Below are 26,686 nucleotides of genomic sequence, written 5' to 3'. Positions count from 1 at the left end.
GGTAGTTCCGGCGCGTGAGAACGCGAACCCTGGAAGCCACTCGGAAGGAGCAAGGAAATGATCGAGTGGCTCAACGAGCTCGGCGCGTGGGCGTGGGCACGCCACCACAACGAGCTCAGCTGGTACATCCGGCCGCTGTTCCTGTTGCCGTTGGCCTACTTCAGCTACAAGCGAAGCTGGTGGGGCCTGGTGGCGACGGTGGTGGCCCTGGCCACGAGCATGGCGTGGTTCCCCGCCCCCGAACAGCCGACCGCCGGCGCGATCGAGATGCTCGCCGCCGAGCGCGAGTACCTGCTGGGGGAGTGGACGCCCGCGAAGCTCGCCATGGGTCTGCTCGTGCCCCTGGCGCTCGGCGGGCTCGCCGTGGCGTTGTGGCGGCGCTCGCTGGCGTGGGCGCTGGTCGCGATCAACGGCGGCGGCCTGTTCAAGATCGCCTGGACGTTCGTCGTCAGCGACACCGCGGGAGCGATGCAGCACCTGTGGCCCGCCGTGGCCGGGCTGACGGTGGTGAACGCCGTCCTTCTGGTCGTGTGGCACCGCCGGCAGCACACGCACGTGGTTGCATCACCGCATGCGCGTAGCAGTAGCTGACGATGCCGCGTTGTTCCGCGAAGGCGTGGCGCGGTTGCTGACCGACGCGGGGTTCGAGGTGGTGGCGAAGGCCGGCGACGCGGCCGGGCTCCTGGCCGGGGTGCGCGCCGACCCGCCGGACGTCGTGGTCGTCGACATCCGGATGCCACCCGGCTTCACCACCGAGGGCCTCGACGCCGCGCGGGAGATCCGCAGGACGCACCCTGAGATCGGGGTCCTCGTGCTGTCCGCGCACGTCGAGCCGCACTACGCGATGCAACTGCTCGACGCGGACGCCCGTGGCGCCGGCTACCTGTTGAAGGACCGCGTCGCCGACCCGGCGGAACTGGCCGACGCGGTGCGCCGGGTCGCGGCGGGCGGGCTGGTGATCGACCCCGGCGTGGTGGCGACGCTGGTCGGGAGGCGGCGGGCCGGTGATCCGCTGGAGTCGTTGTCGGAACGCGAACGCGAGGTGCTCGCCGTGATGGCCGAGGGACGGTCGAACCAGGGGATCTGCGAACGGCTGTTCCTGAGCCCCAAGACGGTCGAGGCGTATGTGCGGTCGGTGTTCACGAAGCTCGGGTTGCAGCAGGGCTCCGACGACAACCGGCGGGTGCTGGCCGTGCTCGCCTACCTGCGCCGATGAGGATCCTCTGGCTGGGCACCGGGTTCCTCGCCCTGGCCGCGCTGGTGTGGGGCGGCTACGAGGTCTCGGTGCCCGCCGTCGTGCTGAACCTCGCGGTGGGGCTCGCGTTCATCGGTGCCGGGATCGAGGCGGCGGACCGGCGTCCGGACAGCCTCTCCGGGCAGCTGATGATCGCCGTCGGGCTGGCGTGGTTCGTGCGGCTGGCGGGGGCTGTCGAGTCTGACTGGGGCTACGCGCTCGGCGTTGCGACCAAGACGCTGTACCTGGCGGTGCTCGGCCACCTGCTGGTCACCTATCCGGCCGGACGGATCACGAGTCGTTGGCAGCGCGTGGTTGTGAGTGTTGCCTATCTGCTGACGGTGCCGGTCAACGTGGCGTACCTGGTGCTCACGCCGTTCGACGGGCCGCAGAACATCGTGGTGATCCGGGAGGCGCCGTCTCGCGCTGTCCCGGCCGTCGCGGTGGTCGTGCTGGTCGGCGGGATCGTCCTGCTGGTCGCGTTGCTGGCGCGCATGATCACGCGCTGGTTGCGGTCCGGGAGTGTGGCGCGGCGTGACCTCGGGCCGGTGGTCTGGGGTGGCGCGGCGATCGTGCTGACGCTGGTCGTCACGTACGTGGCGGCGTTGCTCGGGCTGCCGGCCGCGGTCCAGGTGCCGTTGCAGTGGTCCACCGAGATCGTGCTGGTCGGGTGGCCGCTGGCGCTGCTCTACGGGCTGGTGCGGGCACGGCTGGACCGGTCCGCCGTCGGTGAGCTCGCGGTGTCGCTCGGAGCCGGGTTGCCTGGTGACCTGCGGTCGGTGTTGGCGCGCACATTGCACGACCCGTCGTTGGAGATCGTCTACGGCGAGGTGGCTGCTGCTGGTCGTGGCGTCACCTACTTGGAAGCGGGTGGGGTGCGGCTGGCGGCGCTCGTGCACGATCCGGCGCTGGATCCGGTGTTCGTGCGGGCCGTTGCCGCCAGTGCGGCGCTGGCCGTGCAGAACTCGCTGCGGGCGCAACGGATTGTGGAGGCCTCCGATGAGGCGCGCCGTCAGGTTGAACGCGATCTGCATGATGGTGCGCAGCAGCGGTTGGTGGGGGTGCTGTTGACGTTGCGGCTGGCGGAGGAGTCGCCTGAGCTGGTTGCGGTCGCTCGGGAGGAACTGGCTCGGGCGTTGGACGAGTTGCGGTCGCTTGCCCGTGGCATCTATCCGGTGCTGTTGACCGATGCTGGGCTTGGTCCTGCTCTGCTCTCGCTGGCTGAGCGGTCGGCGGTTCCCGTGGTGCTCGCTGGTGTGCCTGAGGAGCGGCTTTCTGCTGTTGCGGAACGCACCTGCTACTTCGTGGTTGCTGAGGCGCTCACCAACGCTGTTAAGCATGCGCGGGCTGGTGAGGTGCGTGTTGTGGTCGCCTGTGTGGGCGGGCTCGTCACGGTTGAGGTGAGCGATGACGGGATTGGTGGTGTGGACCTGTCCGGGTCTGGGGTGCGTGGGCTTGACGACCGGGTGGCGGCCGTTGGTGGGCGGTTGACCGTGTGGTCGGTGGTCGGTGAGGGGACGATCTTGCGGGCGGAGTTCAGCGACTTGCCGCGATGACTGCGTTCGCGATCGCCTGGTGGCCGGCGGGCGTTGGGTGCACGTCGGTCTCGTCGCAGTAGTGGGTGAGCGAGCACACCTCCGCTACCGGGGCCGGGATCTGGCCGTACCTGGGGTCCTCGGTCAGGTTGGTCAGTTCGCCGTAGCCGCCGGTCGAGTTCGTGACGTCTACGAAGTTCGCCCCGAATTTCGCGTACTCCGCGGCTATTTGGGCGTTGAAGTCTTCGTACAGGAGGATTGACGTGCGTGCCAGGTCCTCGCCGTTCGGGATCGCGGGGTTCACCCATGCGCCCAGAAACACGTCCGGGTAGCTCAGGCCGACGATTCTCACGTCTGGTGCTGCCTCGCGGAACCTGGTCAGCGCGGTGGCGATGTTGGACCTGGTGTCGGTGAGGGTTGCGGTGGCGCACTCCAGCGGGTTTTCTGCTATCGCGCACGGTTCCAGCAGGTCGTTGCTGCCGATCACCATCGTGATCAGGTCTACCTCGCCGGAGTGGAGGGCGTCCACGGTTCGGGCTACCTGGGTTCTGCCGTTGGCGTTGGGGTCGCATGCCTCTGTGGAGAGGAGGTCTGCGGAGGTGGCGCCGTTACAGGCGGCGTTGACCAGGGTGAGGTTGGATTGTGCGGCCACGATCTGGGCGAAGCTGTCGCTGGGGCCGGTTGGGCCGTAACCGGTGGCGTAGGAGTCGCCTAGCGATATGTACAGCCGTTGGCTGGCTGGGGTGGGGACGGTCGGCTGAGACTCCGGCGTCGATTCCTGCGCGCACGCGGTCAACAGCAGCGCGGCGATGACAGCTACAGGGAGCTTTTGCACCGCGGTGGTCAACGTCCTGCTGCGGTCACGGCCTCGGCTATCGCCTGGTGGCCGGCTGGGGTCGGGTGTACGTCGGTGCGGTCGCAGAAGTACGTGAGGTTGCAGACCTTGGCCACTGAGGTTGGGATCTGGCCGTACTTCGGGTCCTGGGTCAGGTCGGTCAATGCGCCGTAGCCGCCGGTCGTGTTGGTGACGTCGGCGAATTTCGCGCCGAACTTGTTGTATTGGGCTGCGAGTTTTGAGTTGAAGTCCTGGAACATCGTGACGGACAGGCGGGCCAGGTTCTTGCCGTTCGGGAACGACGGGTTCACCCATGCGCCTAGGAACACGTCTGGGTAGGTCAGGCCGATGATCTTCACGTCTGGGGCGGCTTGGCGTAGTTCGGACAGCGTGCCGGCCACGTTCGTCTGGATGGTTGCGACGGTTCTGGTTGCGCAGTCCAAGGGGTCTTGGGCGAGGGCGCACGGGGCCAGGTCGTTGCCGCCGATCACCAGGGTGATCAGGCTGACTTTGTTGGTGCGCAGGGTTTCTGTTGCGGCGTCCAGTTGGGATTTGCCTGTGGCGTTGGGGCCGCAGGCCGGTTTGGTGGCCAGGTCGGCTGAGGTTGCGCCGTTGCAGGCCAGGTTGATCAGTTTTCGGTTGGCTCGGTTTGCGATTATTTGGGCGAAGCTTTCGGTGGTTGATCCTGATGGGGCGAAGCCTGTTGCGTAGGAGTCGCCGATTGACAGGTGGATTTGTTGGTCGGGGGGTGGTGGTTGGGTGCTGCTGCTGGGGGTTGGGGTTGGGGTGGAGGGTGGTGGGGTTGCTGTGCACGCTGCCAGCGCGAATAGGGCTGGCAGGATTAGCGCGAACCTCGGCACACCTACTCCTGTTCATTGGAAGCTGATGGGTCCAGGGTACGAGAGCGGCCGTTAGGGGGCTGTCAGCCGGGTTTGGGGGTAGTAGTTGCCATGCGGTACGCGACCTGGTGGGCGGTTGCTGTTGCGGGCGGCCTGGTTGCTGTTGCGTGCTTCCCCTGGGGGCTCTGCCCCCAGACCCCCGGCAATCTGATCAGGGGTCCACGCCACCCGTAGGTAGATGGCACGCCTGTTGCGTTGGGCGGCTGCCGGTTGAGTTGTTTGGGTGCGTCGGCGGTGGGGTCCCATCACGAGCCGAGCCAAGAGCGGGCCACATGCCTGGAGGGGTGTCAACTCGACGAAAAGCGTGTCGAGTTGACACCCCTTCAGGCATGCAGCAAGAGCTATGGCGCGACTCGTGATGGGACCCCACCGCCCCTCGGGCTTGCTAAAGACGAAAGACAGGACGGCTCGCCTTCGGCATCGCGGTTGTCGGGCGTCGGGCGTCGGGCGTCAGGATGGCGTAAAGATCACCCGGCTGTGCTCAGCGTGTGGGTTCGGGGGCGGTTATCTTGCGGGCAGCAGGCCGTCTAGGGGGTTGCTCGTGGCTGAGTCGCAGGTTTCCGGGGCGCCCTCTCGGGCGAAGCTCGCTGGTCAGACCGTTCGGCTTGCTGTGGTTGTCGGGGCGCTCGGGGTTGTGTTCGGGGATATCGGGACCAGTCCCATTTATACGATTCAGACCGTGTTCAATCCCGCTGATCCGCATCCGGTGCCGGTCAGTGTGGACAACGTTTTTGGCGTTGTCTCGTTGATCTTTTGGTCGGTCATGATCGTTGTGACCATCACCTACGTGTTGTTGGCCATGTGGGTCGACAACGATGGTGAGGGCGGGATCATGGCGCTGATCACGCTGTTGCGGCGGTGGAAGGCCAAGCAGGGGCGCAAGGCTGCTGCCACGTTGGCTGCGTTGGGGATCTTTGGGGCCGCCTTGTTCTTTGGCGACAGCATGATCACCCCTGCGATCTCTGTCTTGTCTGCTGTTGAGGGGCTCAAGGTTGTCGAGCCTGAGCTCGGGCGGTTTGTCGTGCCGATCACTGCCGTGATCATCGTTGGGTTGTTCCTGGTGCAGCGGCGGGGGAGTGGGGTTGTCGGGCGGTTCTTCGGGCCCGTGATGATCCTGTGGTTTGGTGTTGTTGGAGTGGCTGGGGTTGGTGGGATCGCTGGGCATCTGGAGATTTTGAAGGCGTTGTCGCCTACTTATGCTGTTGGGTTCTTGTTCGGGCACTTTGATGTTGCGTTTTTTGCCTTGGCTGCTGTGGTGTTGGCGGTTACTGGGGCTGAGGCGTTGTACGCGGACATGGGGCACTTCGGGCGGCCTGCGATTGCTCGTGGGTGGTTGGTTCTGGTGTTTCCGGCCTGTGTGTTGAGTTATATGGGGCAAGGGGCCCTGATCTTGGACGATCCGGCCAACGTGAGTGGGCCGTTCTTCCTGCTTGTGCCTGAGTGGGGGCGGTGGCCCATGGTGGTGTTGGCCACGGCGGCTACTGTCATCGCCTCGCAGGCTGTGATCACTGGGGCCTACTCGGTGGCTTCTCAGGCTGCGCAGCTCGGGTACTTGCCTCGGTTGCGGATTGCGCACACGTCTGAGTCGACCATTGGGCAGATTTACGTGCCTTGGATCAACTGGGTGTTGCTGGTCTCGGTGTTGACGTTGGTCTTTGCGTTTCAGACTTCTGCTGCGCTGGCCTTTGCCTTCGGGATGGCGGTTACAGGGACCATCACGATCACCACGACGCTGTTCCTGTTCATCGCTCGGGTGCGGTTCAAGGCGCCTGGGTGGGCTGTGGGGCTGGGGTGCGTTGTGTTGCTTGGGGTGGATCTTCTGTTCCTGGCGGCCAACTTGACGAAGTTGTTGCATGGGGCCTGGTTGCCGTTGTTGATCGGGTTGACCGCGTTCACGGTGATGACCACTTGGCAGCGTGGGCGGGCGATCGTGACGAAGGCTCGGCGGGAGGCTGAGGGGTCGTTGCAGGTGTTCGTCGAGGAGTTGCACTCGCAGCGGCTTGCTCGGGTGCCTGGGTGTGCTGTGTTTTTGAACCGGGGGAAAGAGACTGCGCCGCTTGCTATGCGGGCGAACGTCGAGCACAACCACGTGTTGCACGAGCGGGTTGTGATCGTCTCGATCGAGACCGAGCCGGTGCCTCGGGTTGCCGAGGAGCGGCGGGTCGAGGTGGATCGGCTTGGCTTTGCGGATGACGGGATCATCCACGTGTGTGCTCGGTTCGGGTACATGGAGACGCCTGATGTGCCTGCGGCGCTGGCGTTGGTGGATCCCGGGATGACGGAGGGCGGGCTTGATCTCGAGCAGGCGCGGTACTTCCTGTCGAAGATCGAGTTGCGGCGCGGGCGGTCGCGGACGATGGCCGGGTGGCGCAAGCGGTTGTTCGTGGCCACGTCCTACATCACCGCTGATGCTGCCGAGCACTTCGGATTGCCCCGAGAGCGAACAGTGATCATGGGAGCCCACATCGATGTTTAGGTGAGGGCATGACGGATCCCTACCTGAACTTGGAACCCTCTGCCGAGAGTCCCGTTGTCGTGCTGGTGGCGGGGTCTCCTGGGGCCGGGAAGAGCACTCTTGCAGAAGGGGTTGCGAAGCAGCTTCGTGTGCCGGTCTTCTCGCTGGACTGGGTCATGGGGGCGTTGGTGCTGGCGCGTGCGGTCACTGACGAGAACGCCTACGAGGTTGTTGATCTGCAGCTCAGGGCCTTGGTTGCCCGGCACGTCCAGCTGGGGATCGACGTTGTTGTCGACACCACCGGGCACACGGTGGAGGAGCGGGCTCGGTGGCGTGAGCTCACTGAGCGGCTTGGGGGCGTGTTCGTGGGCGTTGAGTGCGTGTGTTCCGACGAGGTGTTGCACCGGGCGCGGGTCGAGGGGCGTGACCGGGGGATTCCTGGTTGGCACGCAACGGTTCCGTGGGTGCACGTGCAGCGCATGCGCGGGCTGTGGGAAGCGTGGGAGGAGGAGCACCTGGTGCTCGACTCCGCGGTCGAGACGCCTGCCGGGTCGGTGAAGCAGGTGCTCGAGGTGGTGCGGGGTCTGCGGTCAACAGGGGAGACCGCAGACCCCGGGATCGTGGGCCGTTAGGCGCTCTCGGCTGCCGCGGCACGGCCTGCCGCGCGTCCGGAGAACAGGCAGCCGCCCAGGAACGTGCCCTCCAGCGCGCGGTAGCCGTGCACGCCGCCGCCGCCGAAACCGGCCACCTCGCCCGCCGCGTACAGGCCGCGGACCGGCTGGCCGTTCGAGCCGAGGACCCGGCCCTGCAGGTCGGTCTGCAGGCCGCCCAGCGTCTTGCGGGTCAGGATGTTCATCCTGATCGCGATCAGCGGGCCGGAGCCGGAGTCGAGGAGCCGGTGCAACCCGGCGGTGCGGGCGAGGCTGTCGCCGCTGTACGCCAGCGAGTTGCGGATGCCCATCACCTGCACGTCCTTGGTGAACGGGTTCTCGGTCTGCTGGTCGCGGATGGTGATCTGGCGGCGCAGGTCGTCCAGGTTGATCAGGTTCTGGCCCGTCAGCTGGTTCATCCCGGCCACGAGGTCGGGCAGGTTGTTCTTGATGACGAAGTCGACGCCCTTGTCCATGAACGCCTTCACCGGCGGTGGGGTGCTGTTGAAGATCCGCATCGCGATGTAGGCGGCGAGGTCCTTGCGGGTGATCTCCGGGTTCTGCTCGGAACCGGAGAGCACGAACTCCTTGTCGATGATCTTCTTGTTGAGCACGAACCACGAGTAGTCGTAGCCGGACTGGCCGATCAGCTCCAGCGTGCCGAGCGTGTCCAGCGACGGGATGCCGGGACTGGGGAAGCGCTTGCCGCGCGCGTCGAGCCACAGCGACGACGGTGCCGCCAGCACGCGGATGCCGTGGTCCGGCCAGATCGGCGTGTGGTTGATCATGCCCTCGGTGTAGTGCCACATGCGGTCGCGGTTGACCAGGCGGCCTCCCGCCAGCTCGGTGATCGCCAGCATCCGGCCGTCGACGTGCGCCGGGACGCCGGTGACGAGCCGCTGGGGTACCGGGCCGAGGCGGGCGGGCCAGTTGCGGCGCACCAGGTCGTGGTTGGCGCCGATGCCGCCCGAGGTCACGACGACCATCGGCGCGTACAGCTCGAAGTCGCCGACCTTGGTGCGGGAGCTGCGGGTGCCGCGCGCGGCGTTGCTGGGCTCCAGCAGGCTGCCGCGCACGCCGGTGACGGCGCCGTTGCTGGTGATCAGGCCGTCGACCTGGTGCCGGAACTTGAAGGTGACCTTGCCGTCGCGGACGCCCTCGCGCACCTTCTTCTCGAAGGGCTCCATGACGCCGGGGCCGGTGCCCATCGTCATGTGGAAGCGCGGCACCGAGTTGCCCGGGCCGTCCGCGAGCTGCCCGCCGCGTTCGGCCCAGCCGACGATCGGCACCCAGCGCACGCCGAGGCCGTGGAGCCAGTCGCGCTTCTCGCCGGCGGCGAAGTTCAGGTACGCCTCGGCCCACTTGGCGCCCCAGTAGTCCTCGCCGAGCGGGTCGTTCACCCCGCGGTCGAACCCGGCGGTGTTGAACCAGTCGGCGCGGGCCAGCTCCAGCGAGTCCTTGATGCCGGCGGTGCGCTGCTCCTGGGAGTTGACGAAGAAGAGGCCGCCGAGCGACCAGAAGGCCTGTCCACCCAGGCTGGCCTCGGGTTCCTGGTCCAGCAGCAGGACCTTGCGGCCCGCCGCGGCCAGTTCGGAGGTCGCCACGAGCCCCGCCAGACCGTGCCCGATGACGATCACGTCCGCGTCGACTCTCGGCGCAGCCCCGGCGACTGCCTGTCCCAGAGTCCCGCTCGCGGCGATCGCCCCGATCGCGCCGCTCGCGGCAAGGAGGTTGCGGCGGCTGATGTTCCGGTCTGACATCCCAGGGCCTTCCTCGTTGAAGGGTGGAGCCAACGCGAATTACTCTCGCGTAAAGCAACTAACCAGTAACCCGAGAGCGGGGGATAGGGTCCCGCCACCAAACGGAGACGGCTGTGTTGTGGCCGTCACACAACGTGGGGTTTGCGGAGGCGACGTGCCGGGTATGTCCGCGATGGTCCGTGAGGTGCTCCAGGCCGTCGCCGCCGACGACAAGGTGGTCGGACGGGTCGTCGACGCGGCTCGCGGCAACTCGCCGGAGGTCGCCCGGCTGCCCGCGGAGGAGAACCGCCGGCACATCGCTTTCCTGCTGTCCGAGGGGATCGCGCACCTCGAACGCGGCGGCTCGCCCGACGACGGCGACTTCTCCGCCGCGTTGTCGCTGGGAGCCGACCGGGCCGCCCAAGGTGTGTCGATGGCGGGACTGCTGCGCGGGGTGCACGCCGGGCGCACCGAGTTGATCAGGGCGAGCGTCGAGCTCGCGCGGTCGCTCGGGGTGGACGACGGCACGATCCTCGACTTCATGATCGACCTGGACCACTACGTCGGCGCGGTCGAGCGGAACATCGTCAGCGGCTATCACACGGCCGAGCTGCAGCTGTCCCGCACGGTCCGTGACCTGCACGCCCAGGTGCTGCGGCGGCTGCTGGTGTCCGGTGACTTCCCGGACGCGTCCGAACTCGCGCGTGCGGGTCTGCGTCCCGACGGTCGTTACCACTGCGTCGTGTCCGGGGTGACCGACCCGAGCCACGCGCGGACGCTGGAACAGCGGCTGCACACGTTCGGCGGCGTCTACGGGCTGGTCGAGGGACGGCTGGCGGGGCTCACGCACGTGCCGCCGTCGTGGTCGGACGACCTGCTCGTGGTGTCCCCGGCGACCGCGCTGAAGTCGTTGCGGGGGACGTACTCGATGTGCACGCAGGCCCTGGCGGCGGCGAGGGCTTCTCTGGGCGTGCAGCTTCTTGTTGATCTCGCTGGTGAGACCGCTCTCGCGGCGTACCCCGGGCTTGCGGCGACGCTCGCCGACTCGTTGCTCGGCCAGCTGGACCCGAAGAGCACGTTCCACCACGAGATGGTGGTGACGGCGTTGTGCTACCTGGACAACGGCGGCCGGCTCAGCGCGACGGCCTCGGCGTTGCACATCCACGCGAACACGGTGCGGTACCGGCTCGACCGGCTGGTGGAGCTGACCGACGTCGATCTCGGCGAGAACCCCGATGCGGGACGGTCGCACGTGCTGACGACGCTGCACACCTGGTGGGCGCTGCGGTCGTGGATCGACCGCAGCGCCAGGTAAGACTCAGAGGCGGTAGAAGTTCTTGTAGTGGTCCGGCGAGAAGTAGACCGTGCCGGCCGTGCGGTCGACGACGATCCGGTACGCGTCCCGGGACGCGTTGCAGGCACGCGGATACACGTCGAACTCCAGGTAGCTGTGGCCGGCCGGGAGCTGGCCCTCGCGGTTCTGGTGCACGCCGCCCGCGTAGTTGCACTGGCCGTTCGGCCAGCTGTTCCAGCCGCGCGTGCTCGGGTAGTTCTTGGACTTCCACGTGGTGTTGGCGGAACGGGCCGCGTCGCAACGCGACTGCGTGCAGGAGCTGTAGACGGCGGCGTCGGCCGCGGGGGCGGCGGCCGTGGTCACGCCGAGGACGGACGCGACGACGGCGAGAGCGGCGAACAGGCGACGTGTCCGGTGCGGTTGCAGGGTGAGCACTTCAGACCTCCATCGGCAGGGAACGAGGTACGTCGTGATCCTTTCGGTCGAGCACCACGAGCTGATGAACGGCAGGGAACCATCCGCGCAACTGTGGCCACCTCACGCTCGCACATCCGGAAGCGCTGCGCGGCCCACACCTCCGAAAGCCCGAGTTGATCAACTCCGAACAGCCGATTGCGGACGCTGCCTCCGGCGATAGATTTGGCCAATGGCAGCACGGAAGCACTTGTTGGTGCTGTTGACCTTGTTCGTGGCCGGGTGCACGGCCTCGCAGGACGGCAGGCCCGTCCCCGCGCCGAACATCTCTTCTCCTGATGTGGCAGCGAAGGAGCCGTCCACAAAGGTGCGGACCGTTGTGGACGGCCGCACCGTCGAGCTGGCCGACGGCACCCGTGCCCGCATCTCACTGCTGGCCGAACCGTCGGTGTGCGCGGCCGCCGCCGCACTCGACTTCGCCACCAAGACGTTGCGGGACAAGGAAGTCCGGGTGAGCAGCATCACGCCCGGCGAGGTCTCCCTGGCACTTCCCGACGGCACCGACTACGCGTTGCTGGCAGTCCAGTACGGTTTTCTGCGCACCGCCGGTGTGGACGGTGGCCCGCTGGTCGAGGCGGAAAGCAAGGCGTCGAAGGCGAAACTCGGACTCTGGGCCCAGGGGGACTGTCCAGCGTCGACCGCGCCACCGCCCCCGTCGACGCCTGCCTCGACCTGTGTCGTGGTCTACCGGGTCACGAACCAGTGGGCCGGCGCGTTCCAGGCCGATGTGACCGTGCGCAACGTCAGCGGCGCGCTGGTCGAGGGCTGGACGGTGCGCTGGCGGTTCGCGGACGGCGAGACCGTGACGCAGCTGTGGAACGGGACGGTGTCCCAGTCCGGCGCGGAGGTGAGCGTTGCCAACGCGGGCTACAACGCGCTGATCGTCAAGGACGGCTCGGTGACGTTCGGGTTCAACGGCTCTGCCAACGGTCCCACCTCACCGCCCGCGTCGTTCAGCGTGAACGGAGCTGCCTGCACGACCGGTTAGTGCTGCTGCCACCAAGTCGTGACGATCCGGGCGTACTCGTCCGCGTTCTCCTCCCAGACGAAGTGCCCGGCGTCCACGACGTCCAGCCTGCTGTTCGACAACCGCCCGCGCAGGTGCTCGGCGTTGGAGACCGGCACCACCGAGTCGCGCTTGCCGTTGATCAGCTGGACGGGCGTGGTGATGCCCGGGAGGAGTTCGTTCAGCTTTCGCAGCTCCGCCGGGTAGGCTCGCACGTACGCCATCTGCTCGACGAACCGCTGGCCCTGGTAGGCGGCGAGGTAGTCCTGCCGCACGACGTCCGGCAGTTCGTAGCCCTCGATGGCGTCCATGGCAACGTTCACAACGTCCTTCGGGCCCAGCGCGCGGTACGGCGTGAGGTCCTCGTCGTGGACCCAGTCGTGCAGCGGTGAGCCGAGATCGGTCGGGGAGAGCGCGCCGCCGCTGCCGATCACGATGCTGCGGAACCGGTCCGGTGCCTGCGCCGCCGCGAACAGGACCGCGCTGGTGCCGATGTCGGGCCCTACGACGTGGGGCCGGTCGAGGTCGAACGCGTCGGCGATGCGCACGACGAACTCGCCCATCCGGCTGGGGGACAACAGGTCCTCGCGCAGCTCGGAGTGCCCGAAGCCGGGCAGGTCGACCGCGATCAGGTTCGCGTGCGCCGCGAGCTTCGCCCACGTCGCGTCGTAGGCGTAGATGCTCTCGGGCCAGGGGCTGAGCAGCAGCGCGGTGGGCTTGTCAGCGCTAACGGCGTAGCGGATCGACAGACCGTCGATGGTGTGGAACCGGGGGTGGATGTCGCTCATGCATCCAATATGACCGGTCGTCTTAGAATTCGTCAAGCAGTTCGGACCGGACCGAGAGCTGGGTCTCAGCGCAGGACGACCTCGAAGGCGACCGTGAAGAACGCGGCGAACGACGACCCGTCCTTCGTGGCGCGTTCGCCGACGATGGCGCCCTCCCAGGAGTTGAGCAGGAACCTGGCCAGGGCGTCCGGGCTCTGGGTGGTCGTCACGATCCCGTCGTCCTGGGCCTCGCGGATGACCGCGGAGATCGCGGTCGCCCAGAGGTCGAACGCGGTGCGGACGCCGGCGCGGATCGCGGGGATGTGGTCGGCGGCCTCGGTGCTGAAGTTGCCGAAGACGCAGCCGCGTTCGTAGCCGAAGTCGACGATGTCCTGCGCGAGGGCCTCGAAGTGGTGGCGCAGCCGGGCCAGCGGCGCGGTCTTCGGAGTCGCGAGCTTGTCGAGGTGCCGCGTCTCGCCGTAGCGGTCCATCACGACGAGCGCGAGGGCTTCCTTGCTCTCGAAATGGTTGTAGAACGAGCCCTTGGGGACCTTCGCGCTGTCCGTGATCAGCTTGACGCCGCACGCGTTGTAGCCGTGCCGGTGGAACTGTTCGAACGCGGCTTCGACGATCTGCTCTCGCACACTTGCCCTGGGCATTCCTCGAATATGAGCGGTCGTCTCGGAGGTGTCAAGTTAACGCGGGCCTTTCCGTTCAATGGAAAGTGGCGGTCGACTCCCGGGAGTCGGTTGCCTAGCCTTCGACGACGTGACGACCAGCCAGCACGAGATCAGCGACGAGATCGCGAAGATCCAGGCCGACTCACCGGGAGGTGCGCCGCTGCTGGACTTCGCGCCGTACCGCAGCACGACGTTGCGCCACCCGACCAAGGAACCGCGGCACGCCGACCCGGAAGGCGCCGAGCTGCTCGCGCCCGTGTTCGGCCACTCCGACGTCGCCGCGGTCGAGGCCGACCTGACCCTGCAGCGCGGCGGTGAGCCGATCGGCGAACGCATCCGCGTGCACGGCCGGGTGCTCGACGGCGACGGACGTCCGGTGCGCCGCCAGCTCGTCGAGATCTGGCAGGCCAACGCCGCCGGCCGCTACTCGCACCAGGGCGACCAGCACCCGGCACCGCTCGACCCGAACTTCCACGGCGTCGGCCGGTGCCTGACCGACGACGACGGCTGGTACTCGTTCACGTCGATCAAGCCGGGCCCCTACCCGTGGCGCAACCACCACAACGCCTGGCGGCCCGCGCACATCCACTTCTCGTTGTTCGGCACCGACTTCACGCAGCGGCTGATCACGCAGATGTACTTCCCCGGCGACCAGCTGCTGGCGCTGGACCCGATCGCGCAGTCGATCACCGATCCGGCCGCGCTGGCCCGGCTGATCGCGTCGTACGACCACTCGCGGTCGGAGCACGAGTGGCTGCTCGGCTACCGGTGGGACATCGTGTTGACCGGAAGCCACGCGACCCACCTGGAGCCGTCCGATGACTGAAGCCACCCCGGGCCAGACCGTCGGCCCGTTCTTCCACCACGCGCTCGCGTACCCCGGCGACTCCGAACTGGTGCCGTTCGGCGCGGCCGGATCCGTGGTGCTGCACGGCTACGTCTTCGACGGCGCGGGTGATCCCGTACCGGACGCGATGATCGAGATCCGCCAGTCCGACGCCTCCGGTGTCGTGCCACGGGTCGGCGGGTCGCTGCGGCGGCGCGGTGCCGGGTTCACGGGCTGGGGCCGGTCCTGCACCGACGGCGCCGGGCACTACTGGTTCAGCACGGTCGAGCCAGGGCTGCCGTTCTTCGCGGTGACGGTGTTCGCGCGAGGGCTGCTCGACCGCCTGTTCACGCGCATCTACCTGCCCGGCGCCGCGGACGTCGTGGACGGGCTGGTCGCCTCGCGCGAGGACGACGGGCGCCTCCGGTTCGACATCCACCTGCAGGGGCCGTCCGAGACGGTGTTCTTCCAGTTCCCGCGGACGTGATCGTGCTCCCCGGATCCCATCGCGCCGCCGGCCTCCTCGACGACGCCGCGCTGGTGCGGGCGATGCTGGAGGTCGAGGTCGCCTGGGCTCGCGTGCTCGGATCGCCTCTGTCCCTGGGCGACTGGGTTCCCTCGCTGGACCCGGTCGAGGTGGAGGCGGCGGGCAATCCTGTGCTGCCGCTGGTCTCCGCCTTGCGTGCGCGGGTCTCCACGCCCGTCCACACCGGACTGACCAGTCAGGACGTGCTCGACACCGCGCTGATGTTGCTGGCGCGCGGGGTTTTGGAACGCGTTTCGGCGGATCTTGAACGCACCGGTCGTGCGCTGGCCGGGCTGGCTGGGGAACATCGCGGCAGCGTGATGGCGGGGCGGACGTTGACGCAGTACGCCGTGCCGATCACGTTCGGGCTCAAGGCCGCGCGGTGGCTGGTGGGCGTGCTCGACTCGCTGGACGAGCTGGAAGCGGTGGCCTCCGGCCTGCCGGTGCAGTGCGGGGGCGCGGCGGGGACGTTGTCCCGTGTCGCGGATCCCGTTGCCTCTGCTGCGGCTCTCGCCGGCTTTCTGGGCCTGGTGTGGCCGGGAATGCCTTGGCACACCTACCGCGCGCCGGTCACGCGGCTCGGCGACGCGGTGGTGCGGTGTTGTGACGCCCTCGGGGTGATGGCGGCGGACCTGCTGACGCTGGGGCGGCCCGAGGTCGGTGAGGTCCGCGAGGGGTTCGTGGCCGGGCGCGGTGGGTCGTCGACCATGCCGCACAAGCGGAACCCGGTGCTGTCGGTGCTGGTGAACAGCGCGGCACTGCGAGCTCCCGGGCTGGGGGCGCAGCTGCACCTGTGCGCGGCGCGGGCGGTGGACGAGCGTCCGGACGGGGCGTGGCACGCGGAGTGGCCGGCGTTGCGGGCGTTGCTGGAGCTGGCCGTGGTGGCGGGTTCGCAGGCCGCGGAACTGGTGGAGGGGCTCGAGGTGCGCGCCGACGTGATGGCGCGGCGGGCTGCCGAGGCCGCTCCTGATCTTTTGGCGGAGCGTGGTGGCGGGACGGATCCGGGGTCGTACCTGGGGGCGGCCGGGGTGTTCGTGGACGAGGCGTTGAAGCGGTGGGAGGTGCGGTGTCCTACGACGAGGGCATGAAGGTCCGGCGTGAGGTGCTCGGTGACGCGCATGTGGACAGGGCGGCGCCGGACGAGTTCACTCGCGACTTCCAGGAGTTCATCACGAAGTACGCGTGGGGTGAGGTGTGGACGCGGCCCGGGCTCGACCGGCGGATGCGCAGTGCCGTCACCCTGACGGCGTTGATCGCGCACGGGCATTGGGACGAGCTGAAGCTGCACGTCGCCGCGGCGCTGCGGAACGGGCTGAGCGAGGCGGAGATCGGCGAGGTGATCCTGCAGAGCGCCATCTACTGCGGGGTGCCCGCGGCGAACCACGCCTTCTCGGTGGCCCGGCAGGTCCTGAAGGAACACTCTTAATACTCCCGCTCACCAAGGAGTTCTAATGACGCGCACGCAGGTCGGCATCGTCGGTGCGGGACCGGCGGGGCTGATGCTCTCGCACCTGTTGTCCCTCAACGGGATCGACAGTGTCGTCATCGACAACAGAACACGCGTGGAGATCGGGAAGACGGTCCGCGCCGGCATCCTGGAAGCCGACAGCGCGCGACTGCTGGCCGACACCGGAGTGTCGGATCGGGTGCTGCGCGAAGGGCATCCGCACGAGGGCATCGACCTGCGGTTCGGCGGCGAGAGCCATCGCGTCGACTTCCGCGCGCTGGTCGGCGAGTCGGTCTGGCTCTACCCGCAGACCGACGTGTTCGTGGACCTGGCGAACGCGCGCGAACGCGACGGCGGCGACGTGCGGTTCGGCGTCAGCGACACGTCCGTCGACGTCAGCGGGCCCGCGATCCGGTTCACCGACAGCGACGGGATCGCGCAGGAGGTGCGCTGCGACCTGCTCGTCGGGGCGGACGGCTCCCGTTCGATCTGCCGCGCCGAGGTGCCGGAAGCGTTGCGCCGGCACAGTTCCCGCGAGTACCCGTTCGCCTGGTTCGGCATCATCACCGAGGCGCCGCGCAGCGCTCCCGAACTGGTCTACGCGCACTCGCCGCGCGGGTTCGCGCTGATCAGCCAGCGCACCGAGACCCACCAGCGCATGTACTTCCAGTGCTCGCCGGAGACCGACGCCGCCGCCTGGTCCGACGACCGGATCTGGGAGGAGCTGCAGGCGCGCGTGGCGGGCCCGGACGGATTCGCGTTGAAGGAAGGCCCGATCACCGAGAAGACCGTGCTGCGCTTCCGGTCGTTCGTCGCGGAACCCATGCGCCACGGCAACCTGCTGCTCGCGGGCGACGCCGCCCACACCGTGCCGCCGACCGGTGCCAAGGGCCTGAACCTGGCCCTGGCCGATGTGAGCGTGCTCAGCGAGGTCATCGAACGCGCGTTGCTCAAGAACGACCCGGACGCCCTGGACGCGTACGGCCCGCGCGCACTCGACCGCGTGTGGAAGGCACAGCACTTCTCGTACTGGATGACGACGATGCTGCACTCCCTGCCCGCCGCGACGGACTTCGACGTGCGCAGGCAACTCAGCGAACTGGCCTCGGTCGTCGGCTCGGAGGCGGGCTCGCGCTACCTGGCCGAGGGGTACACGGGCTGCTGGCCCGCTTGAGCGAGACTGGAGCGCGGTCGGTGAGACTGGCCCGATGGACATCGCGGCGCTGCGCCTCGGCAACATCGGGCGGCTCCGGTCGGCGGAGGACGTCGTGCGCTCGCTCGGCGCAATGCAGGGCCAGGACTACGGCCAGTCCCTGTGGGCCATCGGCCTGCGCACGGCCGGGGAACGCATCGCCGACGTCGAATCAGCGCTGCAGTCCGGTCGTGTCGTCCGCACGTGGCTGATGCGAGGCACGATCCACTACGTCCTGGCCGAGGACGTCCGCTGGATGCTGGGCCTCTTCGGCGCCCGCGACCTTGCCCGCCTGACCCCCAAGGCGTGGGCCTACCACCACATGACGCCCGAACTGATGTCGTTGGCGCGCAAGACTTTCGTGGAGGCTTTGACCGGAGGCGGCTGTCTCACCCGGCGCGAGATGATCTCCCTCATGGCGGGCGTCGGCATTCCGGACGACCGGCAGCAGAGCTACTTCACGTTCATCCACCTCGCCCAGGAGGGCTTGGTCGTACCGGGACCGCCACGCGGCAAGGAGCAGACGTTCGTGCTCCTGGACGAATGGGCGCCACACCAACGTTCGTTGGACGGCGACGAGGCGATGGCGGTGCTGGCGTCACGCTTCTTCGGCAGCCACGGCCCGGCGACCCTGGCGGACTTCGCGAACTGGTGCGGCATCGGCGTCCGCGAGGCCTCCCGCGGCCTGGAAGCGGTGAAGTCGTCGCTGGTGTGCGAGACGTTCGACGGCAAGGAGTACTGGTTGCCGCCGGACCTCACACCGGCCTTGGGTGCGTTCGTGCTGCCCGCCTACGACGAGCTTCTGATCGGCTACAAGGACCGTGGCGCGTTCTTCACCCGGTATGGCGAGATACCGATCTCCACCTACAACGGCATGTTCCACGCGACTCTCATCGAGGACGGGCAGATCGCCGGTCTGTGGCGGCGAGTCCTGAAGAAGACCTCCGTGGACGTCGAACTGAGGCCGCTGCCGGGCTTCGACGTCGACCGGCTTGTGGACCACATCGGGCGGTTCGGCGAGTTCCTCGGCCTGCCGGTGCGGACCGTCGTGAAGGACGCGCCAGAGGCGGGGTCGTCGAAGGTCAGCTGGCGCTCCCGCAAGTGAGCACCTCCACCTCACCACCCCGATGACCGGGCGGAACGACCGCGACCGCGTCCGCGAGCGCCGCACCCCACAACGACCCCGGCCGGTCGTGCCCGACGGGTACGGCCAGGGCGCCGGACCTGGTGACCGGGACCAGGCGGGTGTCGCGCGGGTGAGCGTTCACATCGCCCAGCCAGGCGGTGACCGGTGGGTTCGTGGTGTGCCCGCCCAGGGCGTCGAGCAGGGGGTGGAGCAGGGTCAGCACGGCGGCGTGCGCGGCGAACGGGTTGCCTGGCAGGCCGACGACGAAGCGGCCGTCGGGCAGGACGGCGAGCAGCATCGGGTGACCGGGGCGGCAGGCGACGCCGCTGACGAGGACTTCGGCGCTCAGGTTCGCGAGCACGCGGCGGAGGTGGTCGGCCGGGCCTACCGAGGTGGCGCCGCAGGTGATCAGGACGTCGGCCTGGTTCGAGGTGAGGGCATCAGTCAGTTCGGGCATGAGGGCCGCCCGGTCGGAGGTGAGGGCGTCGGCCAGGGCGTCCGGGTCGTCGCGCAGGTGGGTGGTGCCGAGGAGGTCGGCGTTGTGCAGCAGGCCGGGGAGCATCGGGCCGATGGCGTCGCGGACCCGGCCTGGGCGGGGTGGGCCGGCGTGGAGGAGTTCGTCGCCGGTGACGATGACGGCCACGCGTGGGCGGCGGTGAGCCAGGAGCGTGTCGTGGCCCGCTGCGGCGGCCAGGCCGAGGACGGCAGGGGTGATTCGAGAGCCGGCGGGGACCAGCTCGTCGCCTGCTGACCAGTCCTCGCCTCGGCGGCGGATGTGCTTGCCGGGCAGCGCTTCGGCGATCAGCAGAGCGCCGTCCGCCGAACAGAGTTCGACGGGGACGACGGCCTCCGAGCCCTCCGGCACCGGCGCCCCCGTGGCCACCCCGAACGCCTCGCCCACCGCCAATGGCCCCGGCACCGGATCTCCCGCGGCCACCCGCCCGACGACGGTCCACGGCCCAGGCCCGGCCACCGCGAACCCGTCCATCGCCGAGGTGTCACAGGTCGGCTGACTGGCGAGCGCCCGCACAGCCGACGCCAACGCCAACCCCACAGCAGAGGGCAGGGCGAGCTCGATCGCGTCCAGAGGCTTCGCGGCATCGCGGGCCGTCTGGCGGGCCAGCGTCCAAGGCATGTTCATCAGGGCTCCCGTGGTATAGCCTACCGAATACTGTATGCAATCCTCGGGACGGGGTGAAGGGCATGCCAGTCGCGACTTACGTACGTGATCACGTCGGCAGGCTCTACCGGGTGGGGGAGACCGACGTCGAGGCGTCGGGGCGTTCGCGTCGCACGGTGCTGTGGGCCGCTTGGGCGGCGATGCTCGCGGCCGGCATCGGGCAGTACGGGTTCGGGGCGCTCATTCCTCAGTTGCGGGACCGGTGGAGTGTGCCGGAGTTGTTCTGGGCGCTGGCGTTGTGGACCGTGTGCCAGGCGGGCACGGCGTTTCCTGCAGCCTGGCTGAGAGACCAGAAGCGGCTCACGTCCTCCGGCGCCATGTGGATCGGGGCTGCCCTGTGCGGCGCCGGCCTGATCACGCTCGGGCAGAACCAGTTGGTCGGGTACGCGATTCTCGGTGGCATCGGGGCCGGGCTGGTCTACGCGACGTGCGTCAGCACGGTGGTCCGCTGGTATCCGGAGCGGGTGACGCGCAAAGTCGCGTTCGTCAGCGGGGCGTTCGCGTACGGGTCGGTGCCGTTCGTGCTGGCCGCCGGGTTCTTCTTCGGTGGCGGGTTCCTGGTGCAGGCCGGGGTCGCGATCGCTGCCGTCCTGGCGGTGGCGGGCGCGTTGGTGAAGGATCCGCCCGAGCACTGGTGGCCACCGCACGTCCCGCCGCGCGAGTGGGCGCTCGATCGCGCCAGGGTGCCGAACCGGTCTGCTCTCAAGGAGTTCCGGACGCACGAGGCCATGCGGTGCGGCACGTTCTGGTGGCTGTACGGCGGTGTGGCGTTCGCGGCGGCGGTGTCCCTTTACGACCTGGCGTACTTGCCGTTGTTCGTCGGTGACAAGGCGCTCGGCGTTGTCGCGCTGGCCACGCTAGCTGCCGCGACAGGTACCGGTCGCGTGCTGGTCGGGTGGATCTCGGACCGGATCGGTCGCAGGAAGGCGCTCGTCTGGACGCTGGCGACGGGCGGGCTGGCGCAGTTCGTGTTGTTGTACAGCCAGAACGTGCCGGGGTTGCTCATCGGCGCCACGTTCGCGGGTCTCGGCACCGGGTGCTGCTATTCGCTGCTCGTCGGCGTGACGAGGGAGTACTTCGGCGAGGCGAACGGCGCGCAGAACTTCGGCGTGCTCTACACCGCCAAAGCCGCCGGAGCGCTGATCGCCGCGATCGTCCTTGCCTCGCAAGGGCACACGTTCGCGTTCATCGCGGCGGGCGTGCTCGGCCTGGCGGGCGCGGTGCTCACCGGGCACCTGTCGCAGCCGGGGAGGCCGCGCCTGTGAGCCGCGTGCCGCGGCTCTCGAAGGGCTGGCACCGGACGCCGGCGGACGGCTGTTGCCTGATGGAACTGACGTCGGTGCTCGCGGGCGAGGTGTGGTCGGACCGGCCCGCCTGCGTGCACCCGGTGCTGGCGTGCGTGGCGCGGTGCGTCAACGACCAGTCCACAGAGGCTGGACGGCGCAAGCTGCTTCCGTACGCCACCAAGGTGATCGGGACGCGGCAAGCGTCAGCCCAACGTCTGATAGCACATTGCACGAGGAGCGCCGGGATCGTCGTGCCGAGGTGGTGGCCGCGCGACTGGGTCGTGGCCTCGGCCGTGAGGGCGTTGTCCGGGGACGAGGTGTTGCGGCGCCTGCTCGACGAGTGCGTCGCGATCTGCAGGGAGGCGGGTCATGGGACGAGTGACGAGCAGGCGGCGCGTGGTGCGGCTGGTGGACGACGCGGTCACCGTGCGGCCGGACACGCTGGCGGTCGAGGAACCACTGGAGATCCGCGTGCGGGGCAAGTCCCTCGCCGTGACCATGCGCACGCCGGGTGACGACTTCGACCTGGCCGCGGGATTCCTCGTCAGCGAGGGCGTGGTGCGCTCGCCGTCCGACATCGTGTCGATCCGCTACTGCGCGGGCGCCACGGCCGACGGCGGCAACACCTACAACGTTCTCGACGTCGGGCTCGCCGAAGGCGTCGCGCCGCCCGACCCGTCGATAGAGCGGAACTTCTACACCACCTCGTCCTGCGGCCTGTGCGGCAAGGCGAGTCTCGACGCCGTGCGCACCGTCGCGACCTGGCAGGTGGCGTCCGACCCGATCCGCCTCGACCCGAAGACGATCACGGAGTTCCCCACGAAACTCCGTGCCGCGCAACGGGTCTTCGACCGCACCGGCGGCCTGCACGCGGCCGGCCTGTTCGACGCCCAGGGCACTCTCCTGTGCCTGCGCGAGGACGTCGGCCGGCACAACGCGGTCGACAAGGTCGTCGGCTGGGCCACCCGCACCGGACGGCTGCCGCTGAGGGGAACCGTGCTGCAGGTGAGCGGGCGGGCGTCGTTCGAACTGGTGCAGAAGGCGGTCATGGCGGGGATCCCGGTGCTCACGGCGGTGTCCGCGCCGTCGTCGCTCGCCGCCGACCTGGCCGAGGAGATGGGCGTGACGCTCGTCGGGTTCCTGCGGGGCTCATCGATGAACGTCTACACGGGCGGCCACCGGCTGGGAGTGACGGCGGGCGTGCGTTAGTGCTGGACCAGGCCGCCGACCGGTACCGCAGCGACATGCCCGGTCGGCGGCCTCTCCGCGAAGAGGGCCAGACCGACGTCGACCAGTGAGGACCGGCGCAGTCCCGCGACGTCGGCGAGCGGTGTCCACACAGGATCGATGGTCGCGCCGTTCGGTTCCGGGCGCGGTTCGCCGGTGATCCGGACCTGGTAGAAGACGCCGACGTTCTGGTGGGGCCCCAGTTCGGACAGGTGGCGTTCGTCGGCGGGGACGACGCGGGAGTCCACGCCCAGCAGCCGCTCGACCTCGCCGGTGCAGCCGGTCTCCTCCGCGACCTCGCGGACCACCGCGTCGAACGGATCTTCGCAGTGCTCCACCGCGCCGCCGGGCAACGACCACTGGTCTTCGCTGTGCGTGTTCACGCAACGAACGAGCAGCACGCGGTCGTTCTCGACGCTGACGGCGTACGCGGCCAAACGGAAGCTCATACGGGCACGTTAGCCCGTAAGGGGTCCTCCGCGAGGATGATGCCGCGCGGCGGACGCGATCTTGAACGCCGCGACCTACCGTTCTCCCCATGTTGACTGTCAGGGGGATCAGCCGGAGCTTCGGCGATCACAAGGTGCTCGACGAGGTGAGCTTCGACGTCCGGCCCGGCCGGATGACGGGCTTCCTGGGCGCCAACGGGTCGGGCAAGACGACCACGATGCGCATCGTGCTGGGGGTGCTCGCCGCGCACGGGGGCTCGGTGAGCTGGCAGGGGACCGAGGTGCGGCCGGACAACCGGCCGGACTTCGGGTACATGCCGGAGGAACGCGGGCTCTACCCGAAGATGAAGGTGCGCGACCAGATCACGTGGCTGGCGCGGTTGCACGGCGTCGACCGCGAGACCGCGCAGCGCAATACCGACGAGCTGCTCGAGGACCTGGAGCTGACCGGGCGGGCCGGCGACCGGCTCGAGGAGCTGTCGCTCGGCAACCAGCAGCGCGTGCAGATCGCCGCCGCGCTGGTGCACGACCCGGACGTGCTGATCCTCGACGAGCCGTTCTCCGGCCTCGACCCGATCGCCGTCGAGACCGTGCTGGACGTGCTGCGCAAGCGCGCCGCCAACGGGGTGCCGGTGCTGTTCTCGAGCCACCAGCTGGCCATCGTGGAACGGCTCTGCGACGACGTCGTGATCATCTCGAAGGGACGGATCGCGGCGAACGGGTCACGCGAGGAGCTGCGCGCCCGGCACGCGGGGGAGCGCTACGAGATCGTCGTCGCGGAGGACGCGGGCTGGGTCCGCGACGTGCCCGGCGTGACGATCCTCGACCTCGACGGGCCGCGCGCGGTGTTCGAGGCGGAACCCCAGCAGGTGCTCAGGGCGGCGCTGGACCGCGGCGAGGTCCGCTCGTTCACGCCCGTCGTGCCCACGCTGGACGAGATCTTCAAGGAAGTGATCTGACATGGCCCGTGCGTCCTTCAGCCAGGCGACGTGGCTCGTCGCCGAACGCGAGATGAAGACCCTGTTCGGTACCAAGGGTTTCTGGATCGGCTTCGCCTTCACGGTCGTCGGGTTGTTCGCGCTCACCGTGCTGCCGACGGTCTTCGGCGGTGACGACCCGAAGGTCGCCGTGGTCGGCTCCGCCTCGCAGGCGGTGCAGGGCAAGGCACTCGACGTCCGCGAGGTCGGCAGCGTGCAGGAGGCCTCTGACCTGGTCAGGGCCGACGACGTCGAGGCCGCGATCGTGCCGGACGGCGCCGGGATCAAGGTCCTCGCGCTCAACTCCCCGCCGAACAGCGTGATCCGCGAGCTCGTCGAGTCGCCTCCGGTGGAACTGCTCGAAGCCTCGGCGGTCACCTCCGGCCAGCGGTCGGTCACCGTGATCGTGTTCGGGCTCGTGTTCCTGATGTTCGGCATGGGCGGCGCGGCCATCGCGCAGAGCACCGTGACCGAGAAGCAGACGCGGATCGTGGAGATCCTCGTGTCGACGGTGCCGGTGCGGGCACTGCTCGCGGGCAAGATCCTCGGGCACACCATCCTCACGCTCGGCCAGGTCGTCGTGCTGGCACTGGCGGCACCGATCGCGTTGCGGGTCGCGGGACTCGGCGAGCTGCTGGGGGTGGTGGCGCCCGCGCTCGGCTGGTTCATCCCGTTCCTGATGCTCGGGTTCGTGCTGATCTCGTCGATGTGGGCCGTGGCGGGCGCGCTGGTCAGCCGCCAGGAGGACCTCGGCTCGACGATGGGCCTGGTCATGATCGCCGTGATGGGACCGTACTTCGGCGTGCAGTTCTTCTACGAGAACCCCGCCGTGCTCAAGGTGATGTCGTTCGTGCCCTTCACGGCCGGCGTCGCGATGCCGGTGCGGTTGTTCGCGGAGCAGGCCAAGGCGTGGGAGGCGATCCTCTCGCTCGGCATCCTCGCGGTGACGGTCGTGGTGATCCTGCTGGTCGCGTCGCGGCTCTACACCGGCTCGTTGCTGCAGACCGGTGCACGGGTGAAGCTCTCGAAGGCCTGGGCACCTGCAGAATAGGGCGCATGATCGCTGATCCGATTCGCCTCGCCGTCGTCGGCCTGGGAGCCATGGGCACCCGGATGCTGACGGCGGCGCGGTCACATCCCGGCTTCACCGTGGTCGCGGGTGTCGACGTCGCACCCCGCACGCTCGACATCCCGGTCTTCACCACGCTGGACGACGTGCTGTCCGATGTGGACGCGGTGTACATCTCGACGCCACCCGCGTCGCACGCCGAACTCGTGCACCGGGCTTTCGCGGCCGGCAAGGCGGTGTTCTGCGAGAAGCCGCTGGCCGTCGACCTCGCCGAGGCCCGCGCGATGGCCGAAGCCGCTGAAGGACGCCCGAACGCGGTCAACTTCGCGCTCTCCGACATGGCGGCGACGATCGAGATCGAACGACGGCTACCCGAGCTCGGCACGCTGCGGGGCGTCGAGATCCGGCTGCAGTTCCCGCGGTGGCCCAGGGCGTTCCAGGCGGACGCGACCTGGCTGTCGCGCTCCGAGCAGGGCGGGTTCGTCCGCGAGGTGTTGTCGCACTTCGTCTACCTGACCGACCGGATGCTCGGGCCGGTCACCGTCGAGTCGGTCTCGTCGGACTTCCCCGAGCCCGGCGCGGCCGAGGTCGCGGCCCGCGGTGTGCTGCGGGGCAGTGGCGTGCCGGTGCACGTGTCGGCGTTCTCCGGACTGGCCGGGCCCGAGATCTACGAGTGGACCGCGTGGGGCACCGAACGGTCGTTGCGCCTCGGCCAGTGGGCCCTGCTGTCCACTTCGGACGGAGGACCGTGGGAACCGGTGCCGCTGGAGCAGACCGGGTCCGACTACTCGCGGCTCACGCTGTTCGCGCAGGCCGTGCGGGGCGAGCACCCGCGTGACCTGGCGGACTTCGCGAGCGGGCGGCGCGTGGCCGAGGTGGTCGAGGCTTTCCTGCGGTGATCCGCCGGATCTTGTGAGGCACGCATCCGGCCGAACCTCGACCGGATGCACGCCCACGTCCTCCTCAGCCGAGCACCTCGCGGAGCTTGACCGCGAACTCCTCCGGCTTGCCCGCGTAGCCGAACTCGCCGCCCATGAACCCGCCGTGGTGGCTCGGGAACACGACGGCCTCCTGGCCGAGCAGCGTCGCGGTGTGCCGGGCTGTGCGCGCGGTGAACGCGTCGCCGGTCTCCTCACCCACGGCGAGCACGATGCGCGCGGGCGCGGCGATCAGGTCCTGCACCCGGAGCTGGTAGTCGGTGATGGCGAGCGAGGCGGTCCCGAGCAACGGGTCGTCGCGCTTGCCGTCGTCCTCGGACGGCATCCCGAACTGCGCGGGGTCCGGCAGGGGCTGCGCGAAGTACTCGTCGGTGTACTCGCCCTGGTGCGAGCTCATGTGCAGGAACGCCGCCATGCCCGCGCCCTGACCCTTGGCCTGGTAGGCGTCCATGAACGCGTCGCGGGCCTTGCGGGCGGCGGCCGCGTCGGGCAGCACGTCGATCAGCGGTGGCTCGTGGGCGACGAGGGTGAGGACGTCGCCGGGGTAGGCCGCCACGAGCTCGAGGGCCGTGACCGCGCCGCCGCTGGACGCGAACAGGTCGACCGGGCCGCCCACGGCCTGGATCACCGCGTGCACGTCCGCCGCCTGGGTCTGCGGCGTGTTGTCGGTGCGGCCGTCCGAACGGGTGCTCCTGCCGATGCCACGCGGGTCGTAGGTGATCACCTTGCGGTCGGGGAACTGCGCGCGCAGGGCCGTGAAGCCGCTGGCGTCCATGGGCTGGCCGATCATCATCAACGGCCGGCCCTCACCGCTCACGTCGTACGTGATGGCGGCGCCGTCTGTCTCGAGAACGTGAGTTTCCATGCGATTCTCC

At 68.9% G+C, this 26,686-nt stretch carries 27 protein-coding genes; 18 read left to right on the top strand and 9 right to left on the bottom strand.

All coding sequences use genetic code 11. The features are described from left to right. Nucleotides 1-57 precede the first annotated feature (57 nt). The 3 genes from IEY88_RS27645 to IEY88_RS27635 are packed head-to-tail and all read left to right on the top strand — an operon-like array spanning nt 58 to nt 2,790. Nucleotides 58-591, top strand: a complete 534-nt coding sequence (locus tag IEY88_RS27645; RefSeq protein WP_189157764.1) for a hypothetical protein — start codon at nt 58-60, stop codon at nt 589-591. Beyond that, complete coding sequence (locus IEY88_RS27640) at nt 572-1,216, top strand: response regulator transcription factor (protein ID WP_189157763.1); 645 nt, start codon at nt 572-574, stop codon at nt 1,214-1,216. The genes IEY88_RS27645 and IEY88_RS27640 overlap by 20 nt, the downstream gene beginning before the upstream one ends. Next, entirely contained in the window at nt 1,213-2,790 is a 1,578-nt protein-coding gene (locus IEY88_RS27635) for a sensor histidine kinase (RefSeq protein ID WP_189157762.1), read from the top strand. The genes IEY88_RS27640 and IEY88_RS27635 overlap by 4 nt, the downstream gene beginning before the upstream one ends. Here IEY88_RS27635 and IEY88_RS27630 read toward each other — a convergent pair. Continuing rightward, nucleotides 2,771-3,616, bottom strand: a complete 846-nt coding sequence (locus IEY88_RS27630) for an SGNH/GDSL hydrolase family protein (RefSeq protein ID WP_189157761.1) — start codon at nt 3,614-3,616, stop codon at nt 2,771-2,773. The genes IEY88_RS27635 and IEY88_RS27630 overlap by 20 nt on opposite strands. Beyond that, a complete protein-coding gene (locus tag IEY88_RS27625; RefSeq protein WP_189157760.1) occupies nt 3,613-4,464 on the bottom strand; it encodes an SGNH/GDSL hydrolase family protein in 852 nt (283 codons plus the stop codon). The genes IEY88_RS27630 and IEY88_RS27625 overlap by 4 nt, the downstream gene beginning before the upstream one ends. Nucleotides 4,465-5,044: 580 nt before the next feature. On the opposite strand from IEY88_RS27625, the gene IEY88_RS27620 reads away from it, so the two are divergent. Continuing rightward, a complete protein-coding gene (locus IEY88_RS27620; protein WP_229693819.1) occupies nt 5,045-6,979 on the top strand; it encodes a potassium transporter Kup in 1,935 nt (644 codons plus the stop codon). An 8-nt stretch (nt 6,980-6,987) separates the two neighbouring features. Beyond that, on the top strand, nt 6,988-7,590 hold the full coding sequence (locus IEY88_RS27615) for a P-loop nucleotide/nucleoside kinase family protein (RefSeq protein WP_189157759.1): 603 nt from the start codon (nt 6,988-6,990) through the stop codon (nt 7,588-7,590). Here the strand turns inward: IEY88_RS27615 and IEY88_RS27610 are convergent. After that, nucleotides 7,587-9,368, bottom strand: a complete 1,782-nt coding sequence (locus IEY88_RS27610; RefSeq protein ID WP_189157758.1) for an FAD-binding dehydrogenase — start codon at nt 9,366-9,368, stop codon at nt 7,587-7,589. The two genes, IEY88_RS27615 and IEY88_RS27610, sit on opposite strands and share 4 nt — an antisense overlap. 163 nt (nt 9,369-9,531) lie before the next feature. Between IEY88_RS27610 and IEY88_RS27605 the strand changes: the two genes are divergently transcribed. After that, the gene (locus IEY88_RS27605) at nt 9,532-10,662 is read left to right on the top strand and encodes a PucR family transcriptional regulator (protein WP_229693818.1); all 1,131 of its coding nucleotides are present in this window, start codon (nt 9,532-9,534) and stop codon (nt 10,660-10,662) included. A 3-nt stretch (nt 10,663-10,665) separates the two neighbouring features. Here the strand turns inward: IEY88_RS27605 and IEY88_RS27600 are convergent, their stop codons facing one another. After that, entirely contained in the window at nt 10,666-11,076 is a 411-nt protein-coding gene (locus tag IEY88_RS27600) for a ribonuclease domain-containing protein (RefSeq protein ID WP_189157756.1), read from the bottom strand. 211 nt (nt 11,077-11,287) lie between these two features. Between IEY88_RS27600 and IEY88_RS27595 the strand changes: the two genes are divergently transcribed. Beyond that, nucleotides 11,288-12,103, top strand: a complete 816-nt coding sequence (locus IEY88_RS27595; protein ID WP_189157755.1) for a cellulose binding domain-containing protein — start codon at nt 11,288-11,290, stop codon at nt 12,101-12,103. Here IEY88_RS27595 and IEY88_RS27590 read toward each other — a convergent pair. Both IEY88_RS27590 and IEY88_RS27585 read right to left on the bottom strand, forming a co-directional pair. Beyond that, nucleotides 12,100-12,909, bottom strand: a complete 810-nt coding sequence (locus IEY88_RS27590; protein ID WP_189157754.1) for an alpha/beta fold hydrolase — start codon at nt 12,907-12,909, stop codon at nt 12,100-12,102. The genes IEY88_RS27595 and IEY88_RS27590 overlap by 4 nt on opposite strands. A 65-nt stretch (nt 12,910-12,974) precedes the next feature. Next, on the bottom strand, nt 12,975-13,547 hold the full coding sequence (locus tag IEY88_RS27585; RefSeq protein WP_189157753.1) for a TetR/AcrR family transcriptional regulator: 573 nt from the start codon (nt 13,545-13,547) through the stop codon (nt 12,975-12,977). A 109-nt stretch (nt 13,548-13,656) separates the two neighbouring features. On the opposite strand from IEY88_RS27585, the gene pcaH reads away from it, so the two are divergent. Genes pcaH through IEY88_RS27555 form a run of 6 tightly spaced genes read left to right on the top strand, consistent with a single transcriptional unit; the run spans nt 13,657 to nt 18,664 of the window. Further along, a complete protein-coding gene (pcaH, locus tag IEY88_RS27580; protein ID WP_229693817.1) occupies nt 13,657-14,394 on the top strand; it encodes a protocatechuate 3,4-dioxygenase subunit beta in 738 nt (245 codons plus the stop codon). Further along, entirely contained in the window at nt 14,387-14,881 is a 495-nt protein-coding gene (locus tag IEY88_RS27575; protein ID WP_189157751.1) for a dioxygenase family protein, read from the top strand. Before pcaH ends, IEY88_RS27575 begins: the two co-directional genes overlap by 8 nt. Before the next feature lie 2 nt (nt 14,882-14,883). After that, complete coding sequence (locus IEY88_RS27570) at nt 14,884-16,008, top strand: lyase family protein (RefSeq protein ID WP_229693816.1); 1,125 nt, start codon at nt 14,884-14,886, stop codon at nt 16,006-16,008. Further along, nucleotides 16,005-16,346: a carboxymuconolactone decarboxylase family protein gene (locus tag IEY88_RS27565; RefSeq protein ID WP_189157833.1), complete on the top strand. Its 342-nt coding sequence runs from the start codon at nt 16,005-16,007 to the stop codon at nt 16,344-16,346. The genes IEY88_RS27570 and IEY88_RS27565 overlap by 4 nt, the downstream gene beginning before the upstream one ends. Before the next feature lie 25 nt (nt 16,347-16,371). Beyond that, entirely contained in the window at nt 16,372-17,541 is a 1,170-nt protein-coding gene (locus IEY88_RS27560) for a 4-hydroxybenzoate 3-monooxygenase (RefSeq protein WP_189157750.1), read from the top strand. 34 nt (nt 17,542-17,575) lie between these two features. Then, nucleotides 17,576-18,664: a winged helix DNA-binding domain-containing protein gene (locus IEY88_RS27555; protein WP_189157749.1), complete on the top strand. Its 1,089-nt coding sequence runs from the start codon at nt 17,576-17,578 to the stop codon at nt 18,662-18,664. Here IEY88_RS27555 and IEY88_RS27550 read toward each other — a convergent pair. Further along, nucleotides 18,642-19,826 (bottom strand): molybdopterin molybdotransferase MoeA, encoded by a 1,185-nt coding sequence (locus IEY88_RS27550; protein WP_229693815.1) that lies wholly within the window; start codon nt 19,824-19,826, stop codon nt 18,642-18,644. The genes IEY88_RS27555 and IEY88_RS27550 overlap by 23 nt on opposite strands. Nucleotides 19,827-19,888: 62 nt before the next feature. Between IEY88_RS27550 and IEY88_RS27545 the strand changes: the two genes are divergently transcribed. Continuing rightward, the gene (locus IEY88_RS27545; protein WP_189157748.1) at nt 19,889-21,130 is read left to right on the top strand and encodes an MFS transporter; all 1,242 of its coding nucleotides are present in this window, start codon (nt 19,889-19,891) and stop codon (nt 21,128-21,130) included. A gap of 390 nt (nt 21,131-21,520) precedes the next feature. Continuing rightward, nucleotides 21,521-22,360, top strand: a complete 840-nt coding sequence (gene fdhD / locus IEY88_RS27540) for a formate dehydrogenase accessory sulfurtransferase FdhD (RefSeq protein WP_189157747.1) — start codon at nt 21,521-21,523, stop codon at nt 22,358-22,360. On the opposite strand, the gene IEY88_RS27535 is transcribed toward fdhD, so the two are convergent. Further along, entirely contained in the window at nt 22,357-22,827 is a 471-nt protein-coding gene (locus tag IEY88_RS27535) for an NUDIX hydrolase (RefSeq protein ID WP_189157746.1), read from the bottom strand. The genes fdhD and IEY88_RS27535 overlap by 4 nt on opposite strands. A gap of 89 nt (nt 22,828-22,916) precedes the next feature. Here IEY88_RS27535 and IEY88_RS27530 point away from each other — a divergent pair, with 89 nt between their 5' ends. From IEY88_RS27530 to IEY88_RS27520, 3 genes are read left to right on the top strand one after another with little or no spacing between them, the layout of a single operon-like run. After that, nucleotides 22,917-23,786 (top strand): ABC transporter ATP-binding protein, encoded by an 870-nt coding sequence (locus IEY88_RS27530; RefSeq protein WP_189157745.1) that lies wholly within the window; start codon nt 22,917-22,919, stop codon nt 23,784-23,786. A gap of 1 nt (nt 23,787) precedes the next feature. After that, a complete protein-coding gene (locus IEY88_RS27525) occupies nt 23,788-24,855 on the top strand; it encodes an ABC transporter permease (protein ID WP_189157744.1) in 1,068 nt (355 codons plus the stop codon). Nucleotides 24,856-24,860: 5 nt separating this feature from the next. After that, the gene (locus tag IEY88_RS27520; protein ID WP_189157743.1) at nt 24,861-25,772 is read left to right on the top strand and encodes a Gfo/Idh/MocA family protein; all 912 of its coding nucleotides are present in this window, start codon (nt 24,861-24,863) and stop codon (nt 25,770-25,772) included. A 64-nt stretch (nt 25,773-25,836) separates the two neighbouring features. Here IEY88_RS27520 and IEY88_RS27515 read toward each other — a convergent pair whose 3' ends face one another. Then, a complete protein-coding gene (locus tag IEY88_RS27515; RefSeq protein ID WP_189157742.1) occupies nt 25,837-26,676 on the bottom strand; it encodes an alpha/beta fold hydrolase in 840 nt (279 codons plus the stop codon). Nucleotides 26,677-26,686: the final 10 nt, after the last annotated feature.

The organism is Lentzea pudingi (assembly GCF_014646255.1).
Classification (GTDB): Bacteria; Actinomycetota; Actinomycetes; order Mycobacteriales; family Pseudonocardiaceae; genus Lentzea; species Lentzea pudingi.
Note: the sequence above shows the minus strand (reverse complement) of the source record. Positions and strands in the feature narration are given on the sequence as shown.